Origin of the sequence: Virgisporangium aurantiacum (genome assembly GCF_016863635.1) — a bacterium.
In the GTDB taxonomy this organism is placed as follows: domain Bacteria; phylum Actinomycetota; class Actinomycetes; order Mycobacteriales; family Micromonosporaceae; genus Virgisporangium; species Virgisporangium aurantiacum.
In genome coordinates this window covers 1-19,314 of record NZ_BOPG01000122.1, presented here as the reverse complement: position 1 = coordinate 19,314, position 19,314 = coordinate 1, and the positions used below count along the sequence as shown (strand labels likewise).

12 protein-coding genes and 3 pseudogenes are annotated in these 19,314 nt (G+C 69.2%); 3 read left to right on the top strand and 12 right to left on the bottom strand.

The genetic code is table 11. The features are described from left to right. From Vau01_RS60485 to Vau01_RS60445, 9 genes are all read right to left on the bottom strand, one after another. Positions 1-3,225 carry a DUF5107 domain-containing protein gene (locus Vau01_RS60485; RefSeq protein WP_204013625.1) on the bottom strand — a complete coding sequence of 1,075 codons (3,225 nt, stop codon included), beginning with the start codon at positions 3,223-3,225 and terminating at the stop codon, positions 1-3. An 82-nt stretch (positions 3,226-3,307) separates the two neighbouring features. Then, entirely contained in the window at positions 3,308-4,207 is a 900-nt protein-coding gene (locus Vau01_RS60480; RefSeq protein ID WP_204013622.1) for an AraC family transcriptional regulator, read from the bottom strand. Next, positions 4,204-5,193, bottom strand: a complete 990-nt coding sequence (locus Vau01_RS60475) for an alpha-L-arabinofuranosidase C-terminal domain-containing protein (protein ID WP_275424062.1) — start codon at positions 5,191-5,193, stop codon at positions 4,204-4,206. Before Vau01_RS60475 ends, Vau01_RS60480 begins: the two co-directional genes overlap by 4 nt. A gap of 115 nt (positions 5,194-5,308) precedes the next feature. Then, positions 5,309-5,962 (bottom strand): alpha-L-arabinofuranosidase family protein, encoded by a 654-nt coding sequence (locus Vau01_RS60470; protein WP_204013616.1) that lies wholly within the window; start codon positions 5,960-5,962, stop codon positions 5,309-5,311. A 595-nt stretch (positions 5,963-6,557) separates the two neighbouring features. Continuing rightward, complete coding sequence (locus tag Vau01_RS60465) at positions 6,558-6,812, bottom strand: ABC transporter permease family protein (protein ID WP_204013613.1); 255 nt, start codon at positions 6,810-6,812, stop codon at positions 6,558-6,560. After that, positions 6,809-7,402: a carbohydrate ABC transporter permease gene (locus tag Vau01_RS60460; RefSeq protein WP_204013610.1), complete on the bottom strand. Its 594-nt coding sequence runs from the start codon at positions 7,400-7,402 to the stop codon at positions 6,809-6,811. Before Vau01_RS60460 ends, Vau01_RS60465 begins: the two co-directional genes overlap by 4 nt. Positions 7,403-7,604: 202 nt before the next feature. Continuing rightward, positions 7,605-8,456, bottom strand: a complete 852-nt coding sequence (locus Vau01_RS60455; protein WP_204013607.1) for a carbohydrate ABC transporter permease — start codon at positions 8,454-8,456, stop codon at positions 7,605-7,607. Next, positions 8,440-9,429, bottom strand: a complete 990-nt coding sequence (locus Vau01_RS60450; protein WP_204013604.1) for a carbohydrate ABC transporter permease — start codon at positions 9,427-9,429, stop codon at positions 8,440-8,442. Before Vau01_RS60450 ends, Vau01_RS60455 begins: the two co-directional genes overlap by 17 nt. Positions 9,430-9,438: 9 nt before the next feature. Next, positions 9,439-10,803 carry an ABC transporter substrate-binding protein gene (locus Vau01_RS60445; RefSeq protein ID WP_204013601.1) on the bottom strand — a complete coding sequence of 455 codons (1,365 nt, stop codon included), beginning with the start codon at positions 10,801-10,803 and terminating at the stop codon, positions 9,439-9,441. Positions 10,804-11,080: 277 nt separating this feature from the next. Between Vau01_RS60445 and Vau01_RS64350 the strand changes: the two genes are divergently transcribed. Both Vau01_RS64350 and Vau01_RS60430 read left to right on the top strand, forming a co-directional pair. After that, the gene (locus Vau01_RS64350; protein ID WP_239153060.1) at positions 11,081-15,010 is read left to right on the top strand and encodes an alpha-L-arabinofuranosidase C-terminal domain-containing protein; all 3,930 of its coding nucleotides are present in this window, start codon (positions 11,081-11,083) and stop codon (positions 15,008-15,010) included. Between the two features lie 103 nt (positions 15,011-15,113). Then, positions 15,114-16,133, top strand: a complete 1,020-nt coding sequence (locus tag Vau01_RS60430) for a LacI family DNA-binding transcriptional regulator (protein ID WP_204013598.1) — start codon at positions 15,114-15,116, stop codon at positions 16,131-16,133. Positions 16,134-16,317: 184 nt separating this feature from the next. Here Vau01_RS60430 and Vau01_RS60425 read toward each other — a convergent pair. The 3 genes and pseudogenes from Vau01_RS60425 to Vau01_RS60420 form a co-directional block, all read right to left on the bottom strand. Further along, positions 16,318-16,657 (bottom strand): annotated as a pseudogene (locus tag Vau01_RS60425) (transposase); the annotation flags it as partial. Positions 16,658-16,773: 116 nt separating this feature from the next. After that, positions 16,774-17,094 (bottom strand): annotated as a pseudogene (locus tag Vau01_RS65125) (NF041680 family putative transposase); the annotation flags it as partial. Between the two features lie 257 nt (positions 17,095-17,351). After that, positions 17,352-19,001 carry a methyl-accepting chemotaxis protein gene (locus Vau01_RS60420; protein ID WP_204013595.1) on the bottom strand — a complete coding sequence of 550 codons (1,650 nt, stop codon included), beginning with the start codon at positions 18,999-19,001 and terminating at the stop codon, positions 17,352-17,354. A gap of 225 nt (positions 19,002-19,226) precedes the next feature. Between Vau01_RS60420 and Vau01_RS64345 the strand changes: the two are divergent. Continuing rightward, positions 19,227-19,314, top strand: a pseudogene (locus Vau01_RS64345) (DNA-binding response regulator); the annotation flags it as partial.

Here is a 19,314-nt window from a genome sequence, read left to right as displayed (position 1 = left end):
TCAGTCGACCAGTGTGGGCCGCCGGCCGCCGGCCGCCGACCGTCCGGCGCGCGCGAGGCGCTCGAGCTCAGCCGCCTGACGCGCGACGTGCCCCGTGTCGAGGCCGAAGAGCGACAACTCCGGCACGCTCGTCGCGAAGTAGTCGACCCGATCGGCCGTCTCCCGCAGTCGCGACGCGCGCTCCTCGATCGCAGCCCAGCAGCGCTCGGCTCGATCCTCGTCGCCGAGAGCCAGGGCGCAGAATCCGACGTAGGCGGTCGCCGCGTCGACGACGCGCTCGGGATGCCGGACCGGGTCCGCGGGATCGTCCACCCCGGCCGCCCACTCGGCACGATCGCCCAGCGCGAGACCGCGCAGGTAGCGGATCTCGGCGAGCGAGTCAAGGAGATGGCGGTCTTCGCCGAGCGAATGCGGGACCGACAGCGCGCGGTCGGTCTCAGCGAACGCGCCGAACCGGTCGCCGCGCGCGAGCGCCGCCCGGGCGAGCGTCAGGCACGCGCGATCCCGGGCCGCGAGCGCGAGTCCCTCGCCGCCCTCCCAGGCGCGCAGCGTCCGACCGTCGAGCAGGTCGAGCGCTTCCGCGGCGCGGCCTAGATCGGTCAGGAGGTCCGCGCGGAGGACGACGAGATCGTCACGCTTCTCGATCGAGCCGGGATGCGCGTCGAGCCGGGCGAGGCGGCTCTCCGCCGGTTCCTCGAGCCGGCGCGCGAGGATGTCACGTTCCAGAAGCAGGCGGGCCGAGCCCTCGGAGCGGCGGATGGCGGCGTCGTAGATCCTGGCGGCGCTGTGCTCGTCCCCTTCGACGGTCGCCGTCGCGAGGGCGAGGTTGCGGAGCAGGACGGCGCGATCTCCTCCCGCGTGCCGGGCGCGTCGCCACGCGGCGAGCGCCTCGGCCCGGCGACCGGCGTCGTAGAGCCAGATGCCGAGGAGGTCGGGCGCGGTCGGGTCGTTCGGGTCGAGTTCCGCCGCCGTGGCGAGCGCGTCGTGCTCGTCGAGACCGGCCGGGAAAACACCGTCGAGGTCGCGCCAGCGCGCGGTCGCCGCGTCGTCGAGCCGGGCGCGTTCAAGGAGGATCGCGGCGGACAGATAGCCGGCGACCGGGCGCGTATCGCCTGCGTCGGACGCGGGGGCGTACGCGGCGCGGGCGAGCAGTTCGAGCGCCGCCGTCGTATCGCCGACCCGGCGGTACTCGCCCGCGAGGTCGATGAGAGTCCTCCCGTCAAGGTCGTCGGGAGATCCGGCGAGCGAACGGAGCCAGCGATCGCGCGGATCGTCGCGGAGCGCCCGGGCGAGCGTGGCGTCGGCCTCGGCGCGCCGATCAAGGCGCCGCAGCGCGATGACCGCGATCGCCGCCGCGCGCGGATCGGCCGAGTCGAGGCGCCGGGCGAGTGCATCGTCCGGCCGATCCGCGCGGAGGTCGGCACGCGCGAGCTCCAGCCGCGCCGGAGCGGACCAGGGCAGCGACCACTGCGCGCGGCCGAAGGCGTCCAGCGCCTCGCCCTCGCGTCCGAGCCGCAGCAGAACGAGCCCCAGGCGGTAGTACGCCTCGGTGTCGGCCGGGTTGGAGTTATGCCGCGTCTGACGAGCGATCGCGCGGGTCAGCAGCTCTTGCGCGGCCGCGTACTCGGCGCGCCGGTAGGCCTGTGCCGCGAGCGCGACAAGCGGGCGGCTGTCACCGGGGTCCCGCGCGACGGCCTCGCGCCAGTACGGCTCCGGATCGCGTGTCGGGTGGCGGTATTGCGCGACGTGGACGCCCGTGAGGTAGAGCTCGTCCGAGCTCGCGATCTCGTGGGGAGCAGGCGGCGCGGTCGCGACCGTCGGCTCCGCGCCGGACTCCTCGGGCGCCGACCAGTGCGCGATGCTCAACTCCCCCTCGAGCACCTCGACGCTCACGTCGCGCACCGATCCGACATCGAGGTCGAGCACGACGATGACCGGCTCGTCGGGCCCGACCTCGGCTGGGTGCTCGACCCGGTCGCCCGCGGCTGTCCTCGCGACGATCCGGATCGAGTGACGCGTGGGCGAGGCGAGCCCGACCCGTAGCCCGGCATCGGTCCGCTCGAGCGAGAGAGCCGCTCGCGTGGTCGCGTGGAGCGGCACGCCTATGCGGCTGATCGGATACCAGTACTGCGAGAACTCGCGCACCTCCCCCGGCGCGAGGTAGGAAAAGTCGGGCTGGTTGTCGGTGAAGACGCCGGCCATGAGTTCGACGTACGGGCCGTCGGCGTCGGTGAGCTGCCGGTCCCACGCGTGGCCGAAGGGCGCGTTGCCCCAGGTCCACTGCTTCTTGCCGGGCGCGATCCGGCGGTCGGCCCAATGCACGAATCCCGCATCGGCGGCGTGGTCGTAGCCGCCGAAGAAGTCGTCGCGCGTTTCGAGGATCATGTACGACGTCGGTACCGGGATGTTGGCGTAGAAGTCGAGCCGGTCGGCGTCGGGGTGCGCGGTGTCGACGCGGGCCGGGTAGACGACCCCGTAGTAGGGCCGGTCGGCACGCGGAAACGCCGTGACGGCGCGGCGCGCGTGGTCGGCGACGAAGCGGACGTCCGGCGGGAAGAAGGACTGGTAGCGGTCGTGGCTGCGCGCCGCGACGTTCGCCCACCACAGGAAGGTCTGGCGCTCCTCGGTGCGGTTGTGCAGCCGCACGCGAAGCTCGATGAGCGCCGAGTCGGGACGAAGCGTGACGCCGTGGCTCGCGCGCATCCGCGCGAAGGGGTCGTGGTCGGTGCACCACACCGTCACGCTGCCGTCCGGGGCCGTCTCGATTTCGGCGTCGACGGGCAGGTAGGTCGCGGGCCTGTGGTGCTGCGGCCAGTTGAACTCGACCCCGCCCGAGATCCACGGTCCCGTGAGCCCGACGAGCGCGGGCTTGATGACGTTGTTGCGGTAGAAGAAGTCGTAACCGGCGACCTTGTCGTAGCCGACGTGGATCCGCCCGCCGAGCGCCGGGAGCACCATGAGTCGCACCCACGGGTTCTCGAGGTGAAAGGCATCCCAAGCGCGCGGGGCCTTAACGGCGTCGATCCGCTCGATGAGCGGCAGCGGATATATCCGCCCGGTCGACCCCTGGTACACGCGCGACTCGGAGAACACTGGCAGTGCCTCGGGAGCTCCGGTGGCGTAGGTGTCGATCGTCACCGGGTGCTCCCATGCGACGGCACCTCCGGCGCGGATCCGCGCGGCGAGGTCGGCGGGAGCGTCCGGCAGCAGGAACGGCGAGGTCACGGCGCCACGGTAGGAAGTCCGCGGGCGCCGCGGAATAGCCAGATCGTCGAGGAACCTGGACGTTCGAACGGCGCCGCCGCGGTCACGACTCCTCGTGCCGGGAGCGTCGCCGGAACTCGCTCGGCGAGACGCCGTCGACCGCGCGGAACTGCCGCGTGAAGTAGAACGGGTCGGCGTATCCGACGGCGCGCGCAATCTCGGTGATCGACCGGTCCGTCGTCACGAGCAGCTCGCGCGCCCGGGAGATCCGCAGCCGACGCACGTAGTCGATGACGCTCGTGCCCGTCGCCTCGCGGAAGAGCGCCGAGAAGTGCGAGACGCTGAGGTTCGCGGATCTCGCGAGATCGGTGAGCCGCACCGGGAGCGCGAGGTACGCCCGGAGGTATTCAAGCGCGTCGAGTATGCGGTCCTCGGTTCTTCGGGCGCCGCGCAGCCGACTCGCCGCGAGCTGTGTTAGTAGGTGCCACACGCACCCCGACGCGGCGTAGAGGCTTGCCCAGGTCTCATCGCGCTCCATCGCGGCGAGCGCGCTCTCGAACAAGCCGACGACGGCCAGCAGGTCGCGCACCGCGATGACGGACGCCTCGTCCGGGGACCCGCCGAGCGCTTGGACCAGATCCGCGACGTCCGTGCCGAGGAGGTGAAGCCACCAGATCGTCCACGGGTCCTCGGCGAGCGAGCCGTATCGATGCGGCACCAACGCCGGCACGATGACCGCCTCGCCGGCGCGGAGCGTACAGCGCGCGCTCGGACTCTCGAACCAGCCGGCGCCGTCAACGCACACGATGACGATCGTCTCCGCGGCTCCGCGCGGTCGCGAGCGCCCGTGGCCAGCCGCGCGGGGGAAGTACCCGAGGTCGGTCACGAGGAGCCGCGAGGTGACCGATGCGCGTGCCGCGCGCGCGACGAGTGGCGGCGGCAGGACGCGGATCCGCTGGCCAGGGAAGCCCTCGGCGAGCGGCACGACGCGTTCCGTGGTCACTGCCCGAGCCGCCCCGGCCACTCGACGACCGTGAACGAGTACGGCGACACCGTGAACACGGCCGACTCGAGCCAGGACACCGCCGACTCCGCTGGGGCGGGCTCGAACGGCGCGCCCGCCGTCGGGTCGGCGGCCAGCCTCGTGACCCGGGCGCCGGCGAGCGATCGCCCCGAGCCGAGCACGAGCTCGATTCGCGTCTCCTCCGCGGTCGCGTTGACGACGCGGAGGGCGTTTCGCCCCTTCCCCGTGACGAGGCCGGCGGCGAAGCGACGCTCCAGGATCCCTGGATCGGCGTACTCGTGCACGAGTACGCCGCCGAGCCGGTACTCGATGCGCCGCCCGGCCTCGGCGACCCGGATCTCGATCTCGTAGGTCCGTCCGATCTCGATGCAGAACGGGATCGAGGGAAGCAGCTCGTCGCGATCCACGTCGGCCGTGTATTGGGCGGTGAGGTTCCGGTCGAGCCAGCTCCCGAAGTGCCACTCCCAGCTGTCGGGCGAGCCGACCGCGCCGAAGTGGACACCGAATCCGATCTCGTGACCCTCGGTGCGGGCGCGTGGGGTCGCGGCGAGGCGCACGGTGTAGCCGTCGTTCTCGGTCCGGACCGGGAGCACCACGCGACCGTCGCCCGGGACCACCCGGACTGGCTCGGCAGCGACGCCGTTGAGCGAGATATCCGTGAAGTCGACCTCGAATCCGCCGGTGTCCAGGCCAATCGTCACGAACGGCTGCGGCAGGCACCGGAACTCGGGAGCCCCCTCGACCTCGACCTCGACGACGTGGTCGCCGACGGTCATCGAGAACATCCGCTGCACGTGGTAGTTGAGGCTCGGGAGCACGCGCTCGTTGTCGAAGTAGATGAGGTCGGGCGTCCACTGCGTCCGGCCGTTCTTAGCCAGCAGCGGCACGTACGACGCTAGCCGGACGACGTCGCCGTTGGCTTCGAGGCCGATCATGAATGCGTCCTCGGCGAGGGCGTTGAGCATCCGGTTGGCCAGCGAGCAGCACTCGCCGAGATAGACCCCCGACCCGTTCCGGTCGTAGGCGGCGTAGCGGTCGACGTTCTCGAACAGCCACTTGGGCGCCTTGTAGCAGCGCTCATCAACGATCAGTACTCCGAGCTCGCGCGCGAGCTTCCAGCCGCGCTCGTAGTCGATGCCGAATGCCTGAGGACCCCACCGTGCCGATGACCGTGACCTCGGGATGGCGGTCGCGCACTGCCGCGAAGAGGCGGGCGAACCGCTCCTGGAACGCCGGGGTGATCTCGTCCTCGTTGCCGAGCGCGAGGTAGCGCAGTCCGAACGGCTCCGGGTGCCCGAGTTCGGCGCGCCGGGCGCCCCAGGCAGTGTCGGGGCCGCCGTTGGCGAACTCGATGAGGGCGAGAACCTCTGCGGTGTACTCGTCGAACTCGGCGTCGGGGATCGCCTCCGCGCCGCCGGGGAAGTTCTGGCAGCAGACACCGGCCGCGAGCACGGGAAGCGGTGTCGCTTCGATCTGGTCGCAGAACCGGAAGTACTCCAGGTATCCGAGGCCGAAGGATTGGTGATAGCCCCAGATGTTGAAGTCGGGGCGGCGGTCCTGGAGCGCGCCGAGCGTGCGCGGCCACCGGTACGCGTTGTCCAGTCCAAAGCCGTGGGCCACGCACCCGCCCGGGAAGCACACGAACCGTGGACGCAGTGCGGCGATGGTCTGGGCGAGGTCGACGCGCAGCCCGTTCGAGCCGACGCGCAGCCCGTTCGAAGAGCCGTGGAACACATCGGCGGGAAAAGCGATACGAGGTCCACGTCGACGGTCGCCCCGACTGCCGTGAGCGCGAGAGCCGCGGCGGGCGCGACGAGCTTCGCCTCAAGCCGGCTCCACTCCTGGGCAACTCGCAGCTCCGCGGTCGCCGCGCCATCGGCGGTGAGCAGCTCGACCTTGACAGTCCCGGCACTGCCCCGCGCGAACACGCTGAACCGGTAGGTCCAGCGGACCAGGTCGGGGCACGTGTAGTGCCTGACGCGCCGCTCGAAGCCAGCCCACTTCGACGGGACTCCCCGGATGACGGAGACGTACATGTGATAGGTCTGGCCGTCGTCCACCACCTCGGGTGCCCAGTACGTGTGCCTGCCCCACTCGAGGTCGAGTCCTTCGACGACACCGCGATAGGTCCACGTGTTTCCGCCGTCGGCGCTCGACGCGACGCCCAGGTCGGCGCCGTGAACCCACTCCATTCCCGGGAGGGCCGGTGCGTCGGCGCGCCGCGCGGTGTAGAGCATCCACCATGCCCGCTCGGCCCGATTGAACACGAGGACAGGGTCGGCGGCGCCGTCGTGGATGGGATCCCGGAACAGCGGCGAGGATGCCGGCGTCATCCCTTGACAGCCGAGCCGAGCGAAGAGCCCATGAAGTAGCGCTGGGTGAAGGAGAAAATCACCACGACCGGTAGCAGGTACAACAGTGCGCCGACGGCCTGGATATTGATCATCGGGTTCCCCATCGGGTCGAGGTAGCCGCTCGACATCGCGACGGCAAGCGTCGTGTTGTCCACGTTCAGCAGCAGCTTGGGCGCGAGGAAGTCGCCCCAGCTCCACGTGAAGGACAGCAGCAGCGCGGTGAGGATCATCGGGCGGGACCCTGCGGCAGGAACACCAGGAGATACGTGCGCCACCAGCCGCAGCCGTCCACGATGGCCGCGTCCTCGAGTTTCAGCGGGATCGACGTGAAGAACTGCCGGAACAGGAAGATGAAGTAAGGGGTGCCGGCGAGTCCCCATCGCACCCACGGCCAGTAGTTTCCGACAAGCCCCAGTCGGGCGAAGAGCACATAGGTCGGGATGAGCATCGCCACGGCGGGCACAATCATCGTCGCGAGAACGATCGTGAACAGGAAGTTGCGTCCCCTCGCCCTGATACGTGCGAAGGCGAAGCCGATCGTGGCGCTGCTGGCCGTGCTCAGGACCGCGGTGAGCGTCGAGAGGAACAGCGAGTTCAGGCTGTACCTCGGGAAGTCCACGAGCGTGACGGCGTCCACGAAGTTCGACCATCGCGGACTGATGGCGAACAGTCCGGAGGTGCCCTCGGAGATCTGGTTCGGCCCCGCGAGCGCCGTGAGGACGATGTACAGGAACGGGAGACCGAACAGCACGACCGCGACGATGACGCTGATGTACGTGAACACGGAGGCGCGCTGATTTCGCCTGATTGTCTGGGTCATGGGGGTTCCTCGGATCTTGGGCGGACCCCACGCAGACTCCTCATCGTGGAACAACTGTTCACCGATGACCGGCCATTCTCCCGACTTGATCGGCGCGTCGCCTGCCGGCTAGAAAACGGAGATTCTCGTCTTGGAACTGGGGACCAAGGCAACTGGTAAGGCTGGCCGTAGTAAAACCTTTACCCACTGGAGGGCGGCTGGGCTATCCCTTCATCCCGGACGTCGCGACGCTGCGCACGAAGTACCGCTGGGCGAACAGGAAGATGAGCATCACCGGTATCACGTAGAGGGCGGCGGCCGCGGCTTGCACGGTCGGGATGTAGTTCCCGTGCGGGTCCCGGTACGACTGGGTGATGGCCACCGACAGCGTGGTGTGGTCGGTGTCCAGCAGCAGCAGTGGCGCGAGGTAGTCTCCCCACGTCCACGTGAACGACAGCAGCAACGAGGTGAGCAGCACCGGCCGGGAAAGCGGCAGGAAGATGCGCCAGAAGATGCGTCCGTACCCGCAGCCGTCGATGATGGCGGCGTCCTCGATGTCTCTCGGTATCGCGGCGAAGAACTGCCGGAACAGGAACACCAGGTACGGCGAGGCGGCCAGGCCCCACAACACCCAGGGCCAGTAGGTGTTCACTAGGCCGAGCCGCGCGTACAGCACGTACGTGGGGATCAGCGTGAGGATGCTGGGCAGCATCATCGTGGCGAGCAGCACCACGAACAGGGGCCGTTTGCCGGGTCCCTGCAATCGGGCAAAGCCGAACCCGACCGCGGCGCTGGACACCGTGACCAGGACGGCGTAGGTGGCGGACAGGAACAGCGAGTTGGCGGTGTAGGCGAGAAAATTGATCTGGGTGAGCGCGTCGGTGAAGTTGCTCCACTGCGGTGTCTCGGGCAGGAAGCGGATCGGGATGGCGACCCACTCGGCCTGCTTCTTCAGCGCGGCGAGCACGAGCCAGACGATCGGCCCGGCGAAGAGCACGGCCAGCACCATGAGCAGCAGGTAGGTTCTGCCGGCGTCGGGGCGGCGGGCCGCGGTTCGGTCAGTCGCTCTGGTCATGGTCCACCTCGTAGTACACCCAGAACTGGCTGGAGCGCTGCACCAGCAGCGTGATGATCAGGATGATGACGAAGAACACCCACAACATCGCCGACCCGTAGCCGAACCGCTGGTTGGCGAAGTACTCCTGGTACACCTGCACCATGTAGAGATGGGTGCTGGTCGGCACGCTGCCGGCGGCGCCGATGCTGTTGGTCTCCGCCAGTAGCAGCGGCTGCACCAGCACCTGGAATGACATGATCACCCCGGTGACCACCTGGAAGAAGATCACCGGTGAGATCATCGGCATGGTGACGTGCCGGAAGACGTGCCAGCGGCCGGCCCCGTCGACGGTTGCCGCCTCCTCCAGTTCGATCGGTACGCCTTGGAGCGCAGCCAGCATGATCACCATGCCAATGCCAAGCCCCCACAGCGTCAAGATGATCAGCGCGTAGAAGGCGGTCGGATCCACCAGCCAGGTGACCGCTCCGATTCCCAGCCGCTCGAGGATCGCGTTGAGCAGTCCGGAGTCGCGGTTGAAGACGAGCTTCCACATGATCGCGGTGGCCACCACCGGCACCACCGACGGCAGAAAGAAGACTGTCCGGAACAGCCCGACCGCTCGGAGCCGCCGGTTCAGCAGCACCGCCAGGCCCAGCGACATGGCCACGCTGAGCGGCACCACGATCGCCGTGTAGGCCAGCGTGCGGCCCAGGCTGGCCCAGGCGGCCGAGTCGTGCAGCAACTCGCGATAGTTGCTCAGCCCGACCCACCGCCACAACGACGAACTGCCGTCGAAGTTGGTTAGGCTCATCGCGAACGCGTACCCCAGCGGCACGACCGTGAGCAGCACGAAGCCGACCACCCAGGGCGCAACGAACAGGTAGAAGGTCCGGCCGGAGTACCGCGACCATTGCCGCCGGCGTTTCGGGGGGACCGGACCGGAGGGCCGGCGTCGCGCCGATGCCGTCACCGGTGCCTTCTCGACAACCACGCCGACCGCCTAACCGATCCGGTCCTTGCCCTGCTTGAGCAGTTTATTGACGTCGTCGGTGACCTTTTGAGCCGCGACGTCGACGGTAATGGTCTTGCGCACCGCCTGGTCGACGTACTCGTTCAGTGTGCTGATCCAGTTTGCCGTGGTGACGTACGGCGAGTCGGGCATCGGCACGTTGTAGGCAAGCTCGGCTTGGGCCGTCAGGTACGCCTCCTTCTGGTACGGCTGCTCCTGCGGCAGCTTCGGCAGCAGCGACTTCAGGGCCGGTAGCCCCCAGCCGCTCGTGGCCCGCTCCTCGGCCGGCGGCCCGGCCATGAAGTACTCCATGAGCTTCCACGCGGCGTCCTTGTTCTTCGACTTGGCCGGGATCCACGCCCCCTGCCCGGCGTAGCACGGGCTGACCCGCTTGTTGCCCATCACCGGCGCCGGTGCCATCCGGATGTTGGCCTGGAGGTCGGCCGGTGCCTTGATGAAGTTGCCGCCGTACCAGTAGCCGTCCTGGGTGACGGCCATCCGCCCGGCCATGAACGTCGACAGGTCCGCTCCGTCGGGCAGCGGGTTGAGCGACGACGGCGCGGCGCCGGACTGGGCCAGGTCGACGAGCCACTGCAGGGCCCGTTTCGCCTCGGCGGTGGTGAGGTCGGTCTCGGTCAGGTCGTCGTTGTAGATCCTGCCGCCCTGCGACAGGACCATCGAGAACAGCGGCCCGGACAGGCCCCACTGCCATTCGATGCCAAGACCGTAGGTGACGGTCTTCCCGTCCTTCTGCACGGCCAGCCTGCGGGCGATGTCCAGCAGTTGGTCGTAGGTGACCGGCTCGGTGGTGCTCAGCTCGGGCACCTTCGCCTGGGCGAACAGCGCCTTGTTGTACCAGAGCGTGGCGTCCTGGCTCCAGTCCTTGGTGATGCCGTAGTACGGGCCGGCGCCGATCCGTTTGCCGTCCCACCGCCAGTTGTCGTTGACCGGCAACAGGTCGTCCTTCTTCAGGACGGTGCTCTTGTCCAGGTACGGGTCCAGGTCGGCGGCTAGGCCCCGCGCGTTGTTGTTGGCGCTGCCGACGGCCGCGCCGCGAACGAAGTCCGGCGGTTTGCCTGAGGCGAGCATCGCGTTGAGGCGGGCCTCGTCATTCTCGATGAGCTGGATCTTGATATCGGGATTGCGGCTCTCGAAGGCTGCGATGTGTTCCTTGGTCAGCTCGTTGCTGGCGTACATCACGGTGAGGGTGGTCTTGCCGTTGTCGCTGCCGGATCCGCCGGAACCCGCGTCGCAGCTGGCGAGTAGGGGCGCGGCGACCGCGCCCGAGGCCAACAGGGCCGATCCGGTCAGGAAGCGCCGGCGGTTAACCGGCACCTGGGTACGTCCATCGGGCATGGTGCGCTCCTTTCCCCCGCCGTGAAGGCGAGGCTTGCCGGCCTGAACGTAGGTGTGGGGCTTACCGCGTCACCGGGGAAGTTGACCGGCCGGGAGAGAAGGGCCGGTTGGTCCTTCACCGGTCACGAGCTGCCGTTTCCGGCGAGTGTCGAGCCTGTGACAAGCAACACGCTGCGCCCCTAAAGTACTTTTGTCAATCCCTTCTGATGGCTTTATAAACCTGTACCGTAGGCCCAAGCCGGGAACCCGGCATCCCTTCGACGACGAGGAGCACCTCATGCGGTTGACCGCACAGGCGCCGTCCGTCCGACTCGCCGTCCGCCACCGCCCATGGCCGGTACCGCTGGCGGGATCGCCGCCCCGGCCACGGATGTCCAACGACGAGGACGTTCGGACCGGGCTGGCACTCACCAGCCGGTTCCTCTGTCGCGACGGGCAGCCGTGGATCCCGGTCTCGGGGGAGCTGCACTACAGCCGGGTGCCCCGCCACCGGTGGGAGGAACGACTGCGGCTCATGCGTTCGGGTGGCATCACCGTGGCCTCCAGTTATGTGCCCTGGATCCACCACGTGGCCCGTCGAGGCACACCGAGGTTCGACGGCAACCTCGACGTCGCCGCGTTCCTCGACCTGTGCCGCGCCGCCGGCCTGGAGGTCGTGCTCCGCATCGGACCGTGGGTCCACGGGGAGACCCGCAACGGCGGCTTCCCCGACTGGGTACAGCGGTCCCCGGTCGTCCACCGCACTGACGACCCCGGCTACCTGGAGCTGGTGCGGGAGTGGTTCGGCCAGCTCGGCGTAGCCCTCGCCGGGCGGTGCACGCCGGCCACCGTCCTGGCGATCCAGCTGGAGAACGAATTGTACGACCAGCCGGGCCACCTGGTCACCCTCAAACGCCTGGCCCGCGAGGCGGGCATGTCGGCCCCGCTGTGGACGGCCACGGCTTGGGGCAGCGCGAAACTACCCCCAGAGGAGGTCATGCCGCTGTACGGCGGCTACGGAGACGGTTTCTGGGCCGACGCCGACACGCCCTGGGACACATCCTTCCGGCAGCACTTCTTCTTCTCCCACACCTGGGACGACCCCGGAATCGGGGCCGACCTGCGCGCCGACGACATCGACGCGGCGGCGCAGGACATGGAGCCACCGGTGTTTCCGCCCGCCACGTGTGAACTCGGTGGTGGCATGGCCACCGCGTACCACCGCAGGCCCAGGCCATCGGCCCTCGACATCGCGGCCGTTGCCCATTGCAAGATCGGAAACGGCTCGGCCTGGCAGGGTTACTACATGTACGCCGGTGGCACGAACCCGGCCGGCGAGCACGGCACGCAGGAGTCCCACGCCACCGGCTACCCGAACGACGTGCCCTCACTGGGCTACGACTTCCACGCCCCCATCGGCGAGGCCGGCACCCTCGCGGCCAGCCACGCCGAACTGCGGCGACAGCACGCCTTCCTCGCCGCGTTCGGGCCCGACCTGGCGCAGATGCCGAGCAGCCTGCCGGACGTCCTGCCCGAAGACGTGCACGACACCACCATGCTGCGATGGGCCCTGCGCAGCGACGGTCGCAGCGGCTTCCTCTTCCTGTCCTGGCACCAGCCCCACGTCGCGCTGCCGACGTACCGGGGCGCCCAGTTCCAGGTGACCCTGGAGACGGAACGGCTCGTACTGCCGTCCCGGCCCGTCGACATCCCGGCCGGGACCCTGGCCCGGTGGCCGCTGGCACTGGACGTACAGGGCGTACGCATCGACTGGGCCACCGCGTCGGTGCTCACTGTCCTGCCGGGCGAAATCCCGACCCTGGTGCTCTGCGCCGAACCGGAGATCCCGGTAGAACTCGCCGTCCCGACCGACGTCGTCGTCGACGGCTACCCGGCACCGCCGGACACGGACCCGGTCCGCGCCGTGCACACCATCGAGCCCGGCCGGGAGCCCATGCGGCTGCGCCACGGCGCCAGCATGGCCGACATCCTCGTCCTGCCCGTCACGGACGCTGGCACGGTCTGGGTCGCAGACGGCGCTCATGGAGAACCCGGTCGCCGGCTGCTGCTATCCGAGAACGACCTCGGCTGGAGCACCGACGGGCGGCTCGTAGCCAGGACCACCGGTCCCGCACCGGCCGTGCAGGTCTACGACCCCGCGCGGCGGGCGTTCCGGCCGCTGCCGTTTCAGGGCGAGGTCCGGGCCGCAGCCGAAGCCGAAGTGCCCGCGATTGCGCGCCGGCCCGCACCGCCTGCCGTTCCCGCGAACTACGGCACGCGGGACACCCGGCAGTCCGCGCCCTCGGCCACGGTGTTCGATGAGTTGGCAGCCGTATATCAGCTGCAGCTGCCGGCGTGGGCGGGCGAGCCCGAGCAGGACGCCATCCTGCGCATCGAGTGGGCGGGAGACGCAGCACAGGTGCGCGTCGACGGCCGCCCGGTCACCGACCGCTTCTGGGACGGCTCCCGCTGGCTGATCAGTTTGCGCGATGGCGGCTGCACACCGACGTCGGAGGTCACGCTGCACCTCCTGCCCCTGTCGCCGGACTCGTCTGTCCACCTGCCCGCGGACGCGGCCGAGCGCGCCGCCACGAGCCCCGGGCCGCTGATCGCCATCGACAACGTGCGGGTCGAGGGACGGCGGAACTGGCGGGAGCGGACCCCCGCGGCCGAAGTCCACGAGGACGGCTCAGCCATGGCCACGGTCCGTGGTGTCATCGACGTCGATCTACCCGGGCCGCGCATCAGTCGGCACGTCTACGGCCACTTCGCCGAACATCTCGGCCGTTGCATATACGGCGGGTTCTTCGTCGGCGAGCACTCCGAGATCCCCAACGAGGGCGGCATCCGGCTTGACGTCGTGCAGGCGCTACGGGACATCCGGATCCCGAACCTGCGCTGGCCCGGCGGCTGCTTCGCCGACGAGTACCACTGGCGCGACGGGGTCGGCCCGCGCGACCAGCGGCCGCGGATGGTCAACAGCCACTGGGGGGACGTCGTCGAGGACAACAGCTTCGGCACTCACGAGTTCATGGCGCTGTGCGAACTGCTCGGCGCCGAGCCCTACATCACGGTCAACGTCGGCAGCGGCACCGTCCGTTCGGCCGGCGAGTGGGCGGAGTACCTCACCCGCGCCGACGACAGCCCGATGGCGGCGCTGCGCCGGGCGAACGGCCGCGAGCAACCGTGGCACGTACGGTTCTGGGGTCTGGGCAACGAACCCTGGGGCTGTGGCGGCGGGATGCGCCCGGAGGCGTATGCCGACCTCGCGCGCGTCTTCGGAACCTACAGCCGCGACCACGGCGGCAACCGGCTCTACCGGATCGCCGCCGGCGCGTCCAGCGACGACTACCACTGGACCGAGGTGCTGATGAAGGCGCTGGGCCGCACGCTGGGCTCCACCACCGCCGACGGACACGGCGCAAGCACCTTCCAGGCGATCTCCGTCCACCACTACACCGTCCCCGGCCCGTGGGAGCACAAGGGCAGCGCCACCCGGTTTGACCTCGAGGAGTACTACTGGACGATGGCCAAGGCGGCCCGGGTCGAGGAGATCCTCGCCGGGCATGCCCGGATCATGGACGTGTACGACCCGGACCGAACCGTCGGCCTCGTGCTGGACGAGTGGGGCACCTGGTACGACGTGGAGCCGGGCACCCACCCCGGCTTCCTGTTCCAGCAGAACACACTGCGCGACGCGCTCGTCGCGAGCCTGCACCTCGACGCCTTCCACCGCCACGCCGACCGCCTCGTCATGGCCAACATCGCCCAGACCGTCAACGTCCTGCAAGCCATGCTGCTGACCGACGGTGAGGCACTCGTGCTGACCCCCAGCTATCACGTCTTCGCCATGAACAAGGACCACCAGGACGCCGACTCACTGGCAGTCCGGCTGCTGGCGGCGACACCCGTACGCCGGGTCGCGCACACCGACCTAGCGACCTTCCACGCCACCGCCAGCCGGCGTGATGGTCAGGTGCTGGTCTCCATGACCAATCTCGACGCCGACCACGGCGTCACCGTGGAACTCGATCTACGCGGGGCACGACCCGGCACCCCAACCGCGACCGTGTTGACCGCCGACGCCCTCAGCGCGCACAACTCCCCACGGGACCCGCGAGCCGTGTGCCCCCAGCCGCTCGCCGAAGCGCGGGTCGAGGACGGCCGGCTACGCGTTCGGCTCCCGCGGCATGCCTTCGCCACCGTCAAGCTTCCCGTGCTCGGATGACGCGGGTGGGCCGGGCATGACGCGCAAGGCGGTCACCGACCCGCAGCGTGACGAGGCACACGGTACGATCAGCCGTCGAGTCGCCCCACACCAGACAATGGTCATGCCTACCCCGAGAGTCACGATCGCGCAGGTCGCCGCGGAGGCCGGCGTGTCTGCCATGACGGTCTCCAACGTCATCAACGGGCGCGCGGGAGCATCCGAGTCGACCCGACAGCGCGTCCAAGAGGTCGCGGAGCGGCTCGGCTACACCGCACCGAGTGCCCGCAACGGAAGGCGCGGCCGCACCGGCCACGTCGGCGTTCTGACCCTGGATCTCACAGGCGAGTACAGCCTGGAGATCGTGCGTGGCATCGCCGAGGAGATCGCCGCCGACGAACGCGAACTGCTGTTGAACGCCTCGCTCGATGCCATCCGTGAGCGCGACCGCATCGCATTCTTCGCCAACGGTCTCGTCGACGGACTGCTGCTGATCGCTCCCGTCCTCGAGCCGGAAACCGTGGAAGTCATCCAGGCAAGCGACCTTCCGGTCGTGGTCATCGATCCCCGTCGCATCGACCTGGACCTGCCCCGCGTGACCGTCGACAACTACGACGGCGTACGGGCCGGCACCCGTCACCTGCTCACGGCCGGGCACCGACGCATCGCCTACATCCGCGGCGAGGAAGACCACGAGAGCACCGAACTGCGTTACCGCGGCTACGAAGACGCCATGCGGCTCGCCGGCATCCAACCAGATCCCGCCCTGGTGGTCTCGACCAACTTCAACCACCAAGGTGGCGTACACACGGCCACGCGCCTGTTGACCACACAGCGTCCCACCGCGATCGTCGCCGGCGCGGACCCGATAGCCCTCGGTGCCCTCGCCGCCGCCCGGGTGCTGGGACTGTCGGTACCCGACGACCTGTCGATCGTCGGGTTCGACGACCTACCGCAGGCGGCGCACAGCGCCCCACCGTTGACCACCGTCCGGCAACCACTGCACGACATGGGCCGAGCCGGCAGCCGGGCCCTGCTGTCCCTCATCGCGCGCCAGCCACTGCCGACCGACGACATCCGCCTGACCACGAAACTCATCATTCGCTCCACGACCGCGCCGCCGCCCAGGGAAACGGACGCCTGACCGCGCCGGCGCCAAACCATCCGACGGCGCGGCCGTACGCCCGATGGTCAGGCATCGCCGAAGCGTACGGCTGCGGGCCTGGTCACCCCCGTGGCGCGGGAGCGCAATCAGCGGCATAGTCGAAGTCCCTACTACCAGCCCCACACGAGTTCGAGCACCACCGTCCCGTCGGCGGGCCGAGTCCGTGGGATAACTCGGTGCCCAAGGTCCGGGCGAGGTGATGCTGGATATCACGCACGGTCATCCCACCCGCATACAGGGAAATGATCATGTCGTCGAGGCCGCCGGCACGGCGTTGCCCCTTTGGGCACCAACCGGGGTTCGAACGACGAATTACGGTCCCGCGGCACCGACAGCGGCACCTCACCGACCTCGGTCGGCAACGACTTCGACGTCGACCCGTTGCGCGAGTTCGGACTCCCACGTCCGGCCAGATCGCCTTTCTCATAGCCGAGATGGTCGGTCAGTTCGGCCTGCAACCCGCGTTCCAGCACGGCTTTGATCATCTCCGGGAGGAACCCCGATGCCTTCCCCCACAGGACGACACCGAAGGGCCAATTCCTTCATCCCTTGCACAGCACCGCATCCAGAAACCTCTCCTACATTGAGCCCTTTCAGCGTTCGTGGCACACCTTGATCTTTAACCTCGGCGGCGGGGTCGTGGTGTGGTCTTCGTTGTCTTCTTGGTCGTTTGTCTTCGTGCTGGTCGAAGCTGTGGCGAGGTGGACGTCGTGGCGTTTGGCCGGGCGGGCGTTGGGTCGTCCGGCTGGTCGTCCGGGTCCTGGTCGGGTGAGTTTCGGCGCCGCGGCTGGGCAGGCGGCCTTCGTGCGCAGGTGCCGAACTCCGCGGCGGACGCGGCGGGTGAGAGCCGTTGTGGTGCAACGGGTTTCTCCCAAGGTCGGCGTGGGTCGGCGGCCAGTGGCCGAGCGAGGCGCAGTTGGGTGTAGGCGGCGAGGATGAGCGCCACCCTGACCCAACACCAGAGTCATAACGGACATCGGCTCCCGAACCACCCTCTCAGAGGTACAGCGCATGCTCATCGCCCGCCGGCACCGGCCCGCCTCCACTACGCTGACCTGCGCACCATGTCGGGCCGCGTGGTCGCCGCTGCCGAGCATCGCCCAGCCGAGCAGCAGCACCGACTCCCGGTCGCGATGCTACTTGCGCGGTCGTCAAGTGAGCGGTGATCTTGATTCTCCGGGTTGCGGTGCCGGCCTGTTAGACCCGGAAGCGGCCGACGACCCGGTTGAGTTCGGCGGCGAGGGTCGCCAGTTCGTTGACCGCGCCGTCGGCCTCGCCGAGTGTCTGGGTGGTCGTGCCGGCCGCCTGCGCCACCTGGGAGATCGTGGCGGCGATCTCAGACGTGCCGTCGGCGGCGTCCGCGACGCTGCGGCTCATCTCGGCGGTCGTGGCGGTCTGCTCCTCGACCGCCGACGCGATCGTCACCTGGTATTGGTTGATCTTGGCGATGATCCGGCTGATCTCGGCGATCGCCTCGACGGCGTCTGTCGTGTCCGACTGAATGGCGTCGACCCGGCGCGAGATGTCCTCGGTCGCCCGGGCGGTCTCCTGGGCCAGGTCCTTGACCTCGCTGGCGACAACCGCAAAGCCTTTACCCGCGTCGCCGGCGCGGGCCGCCTCGATGGTCGCGTTGAGCGCGAGGAGGTTGGTCTGCTCGGCAATCGAGGTGATCACCTTCACCACATTGCCGATCTCGGCTGAGGAATCGCCGAGTTTGGACACCGTCTGGTTGGTCGACTCCGCCACCGCGACAGCCTTGGAGGCGACCCGCGCCGCCTCGTTGGCGTTCTGGGCGATCTCGGTGATCGAGACGCCCATCTCCTGGGACCCGGCAGCCACGGTCTGGACGTTCGTGGACACGCTCCCGGCCGCGGACGCCACGACGCCGACCTGGGCAGAGGTCGCCTGGGCGCTGGCGGCGATCCGCTCGGTGACCCCGGTGAGCCGCTGCGAGCTGACGCCCAGGGTCTGCGCGCCGGCTGTGAGCGCACCGACCGTCTCTCGGATGTTGGCGTTCGCCCGGTTGACGGCGGCGGCCATCTGCCCGAGCTCGTCGCGGGAGCGTACGGTCGCTGGCCGGGTGAGGTCACCCTGCGCCACCGCCTCCAGCGACTCGCCGACGTCGACGAGCTGGCGGCGGATCATCCGGGCGGTCCAGAACGCGACGCCGAGCGCCACCGCGAGGCCGGCGAGCAGCGAGGCGATGAGCACCGCCCGGGCCGACCGGTAGTCCGACGCCGCCTGGCTGGCCACCGCCGCCGACTCGGACTCCTCGAACCGCTGGAGTTTGACGACGGACGCGTTCATGATGTTTTCCTGGTTGATGAACGCGTCGGCGATCTTGTCCGGAGCCGGGATGGTGATATCGGCACGCTTCGGCTTACCGAGAATGATCGCGTCCCGCAGCCCGCTGTGGATGCTCCATCCGGTGCTGAAGTCGTTGAGCGCGGCGAGCCGGTCGGGTGAGTTCTTGGCGAGTTCCTTGTACCGGCTCAGCGCGTCGTTGACCGTCTGGTCGGCCTGCTCGACGTTGCGGCGGCCCTCGTCGCGGGTGGCGCCGTCGAGGCCAGGCGACGTTAGCAGGAACAGGCCGCGGAACATGGTGCCGAACCCGCCGCGCAGGTTGCTCAGCTGCTGCAGGCTATCGACGTGCTCGGCCTTCATGGTGGCGAGCTCATCGTTGAGCGTGGCCATGCGGGCAACGGACAGCAAGCTTGTGCCCAGCGCCACGCAGGCCACAACGACGACCGAGATAAGCAGCTTCGCGTTGACGCTGCGGTCGGCAAACCAGCCCGAAACCGCGTTGCGCCGTACCGTCACCGCCAGCCCGCCCCTGTTCGACGCCATGGACATTCCTCTCGCCTCACCGCAAGGGCCCGGCCGTGTCAGCACACCCAACGGGGCTATCGGCCAATCCGGCGGACAGCTGAGCGTTCCCGTGTAGGCGATTCGCGGCAGCGGCCGGAAGTCGGCGGGCGACTCCCGTGCTACCGGGACTCAGCATGGGGTTCGACGACGGTGGCGCCGGGCACACGCAGGCAACGCCGACGACCCGATGAGAACGCGTTCGACGCGCTTGAGGCCGGCGCGGCAGGATTTCTCCTCAAGGACACACCGCCGGCCCAGTTGCTCGATGCGATCCGGGCCGCGGCCGGCTCTG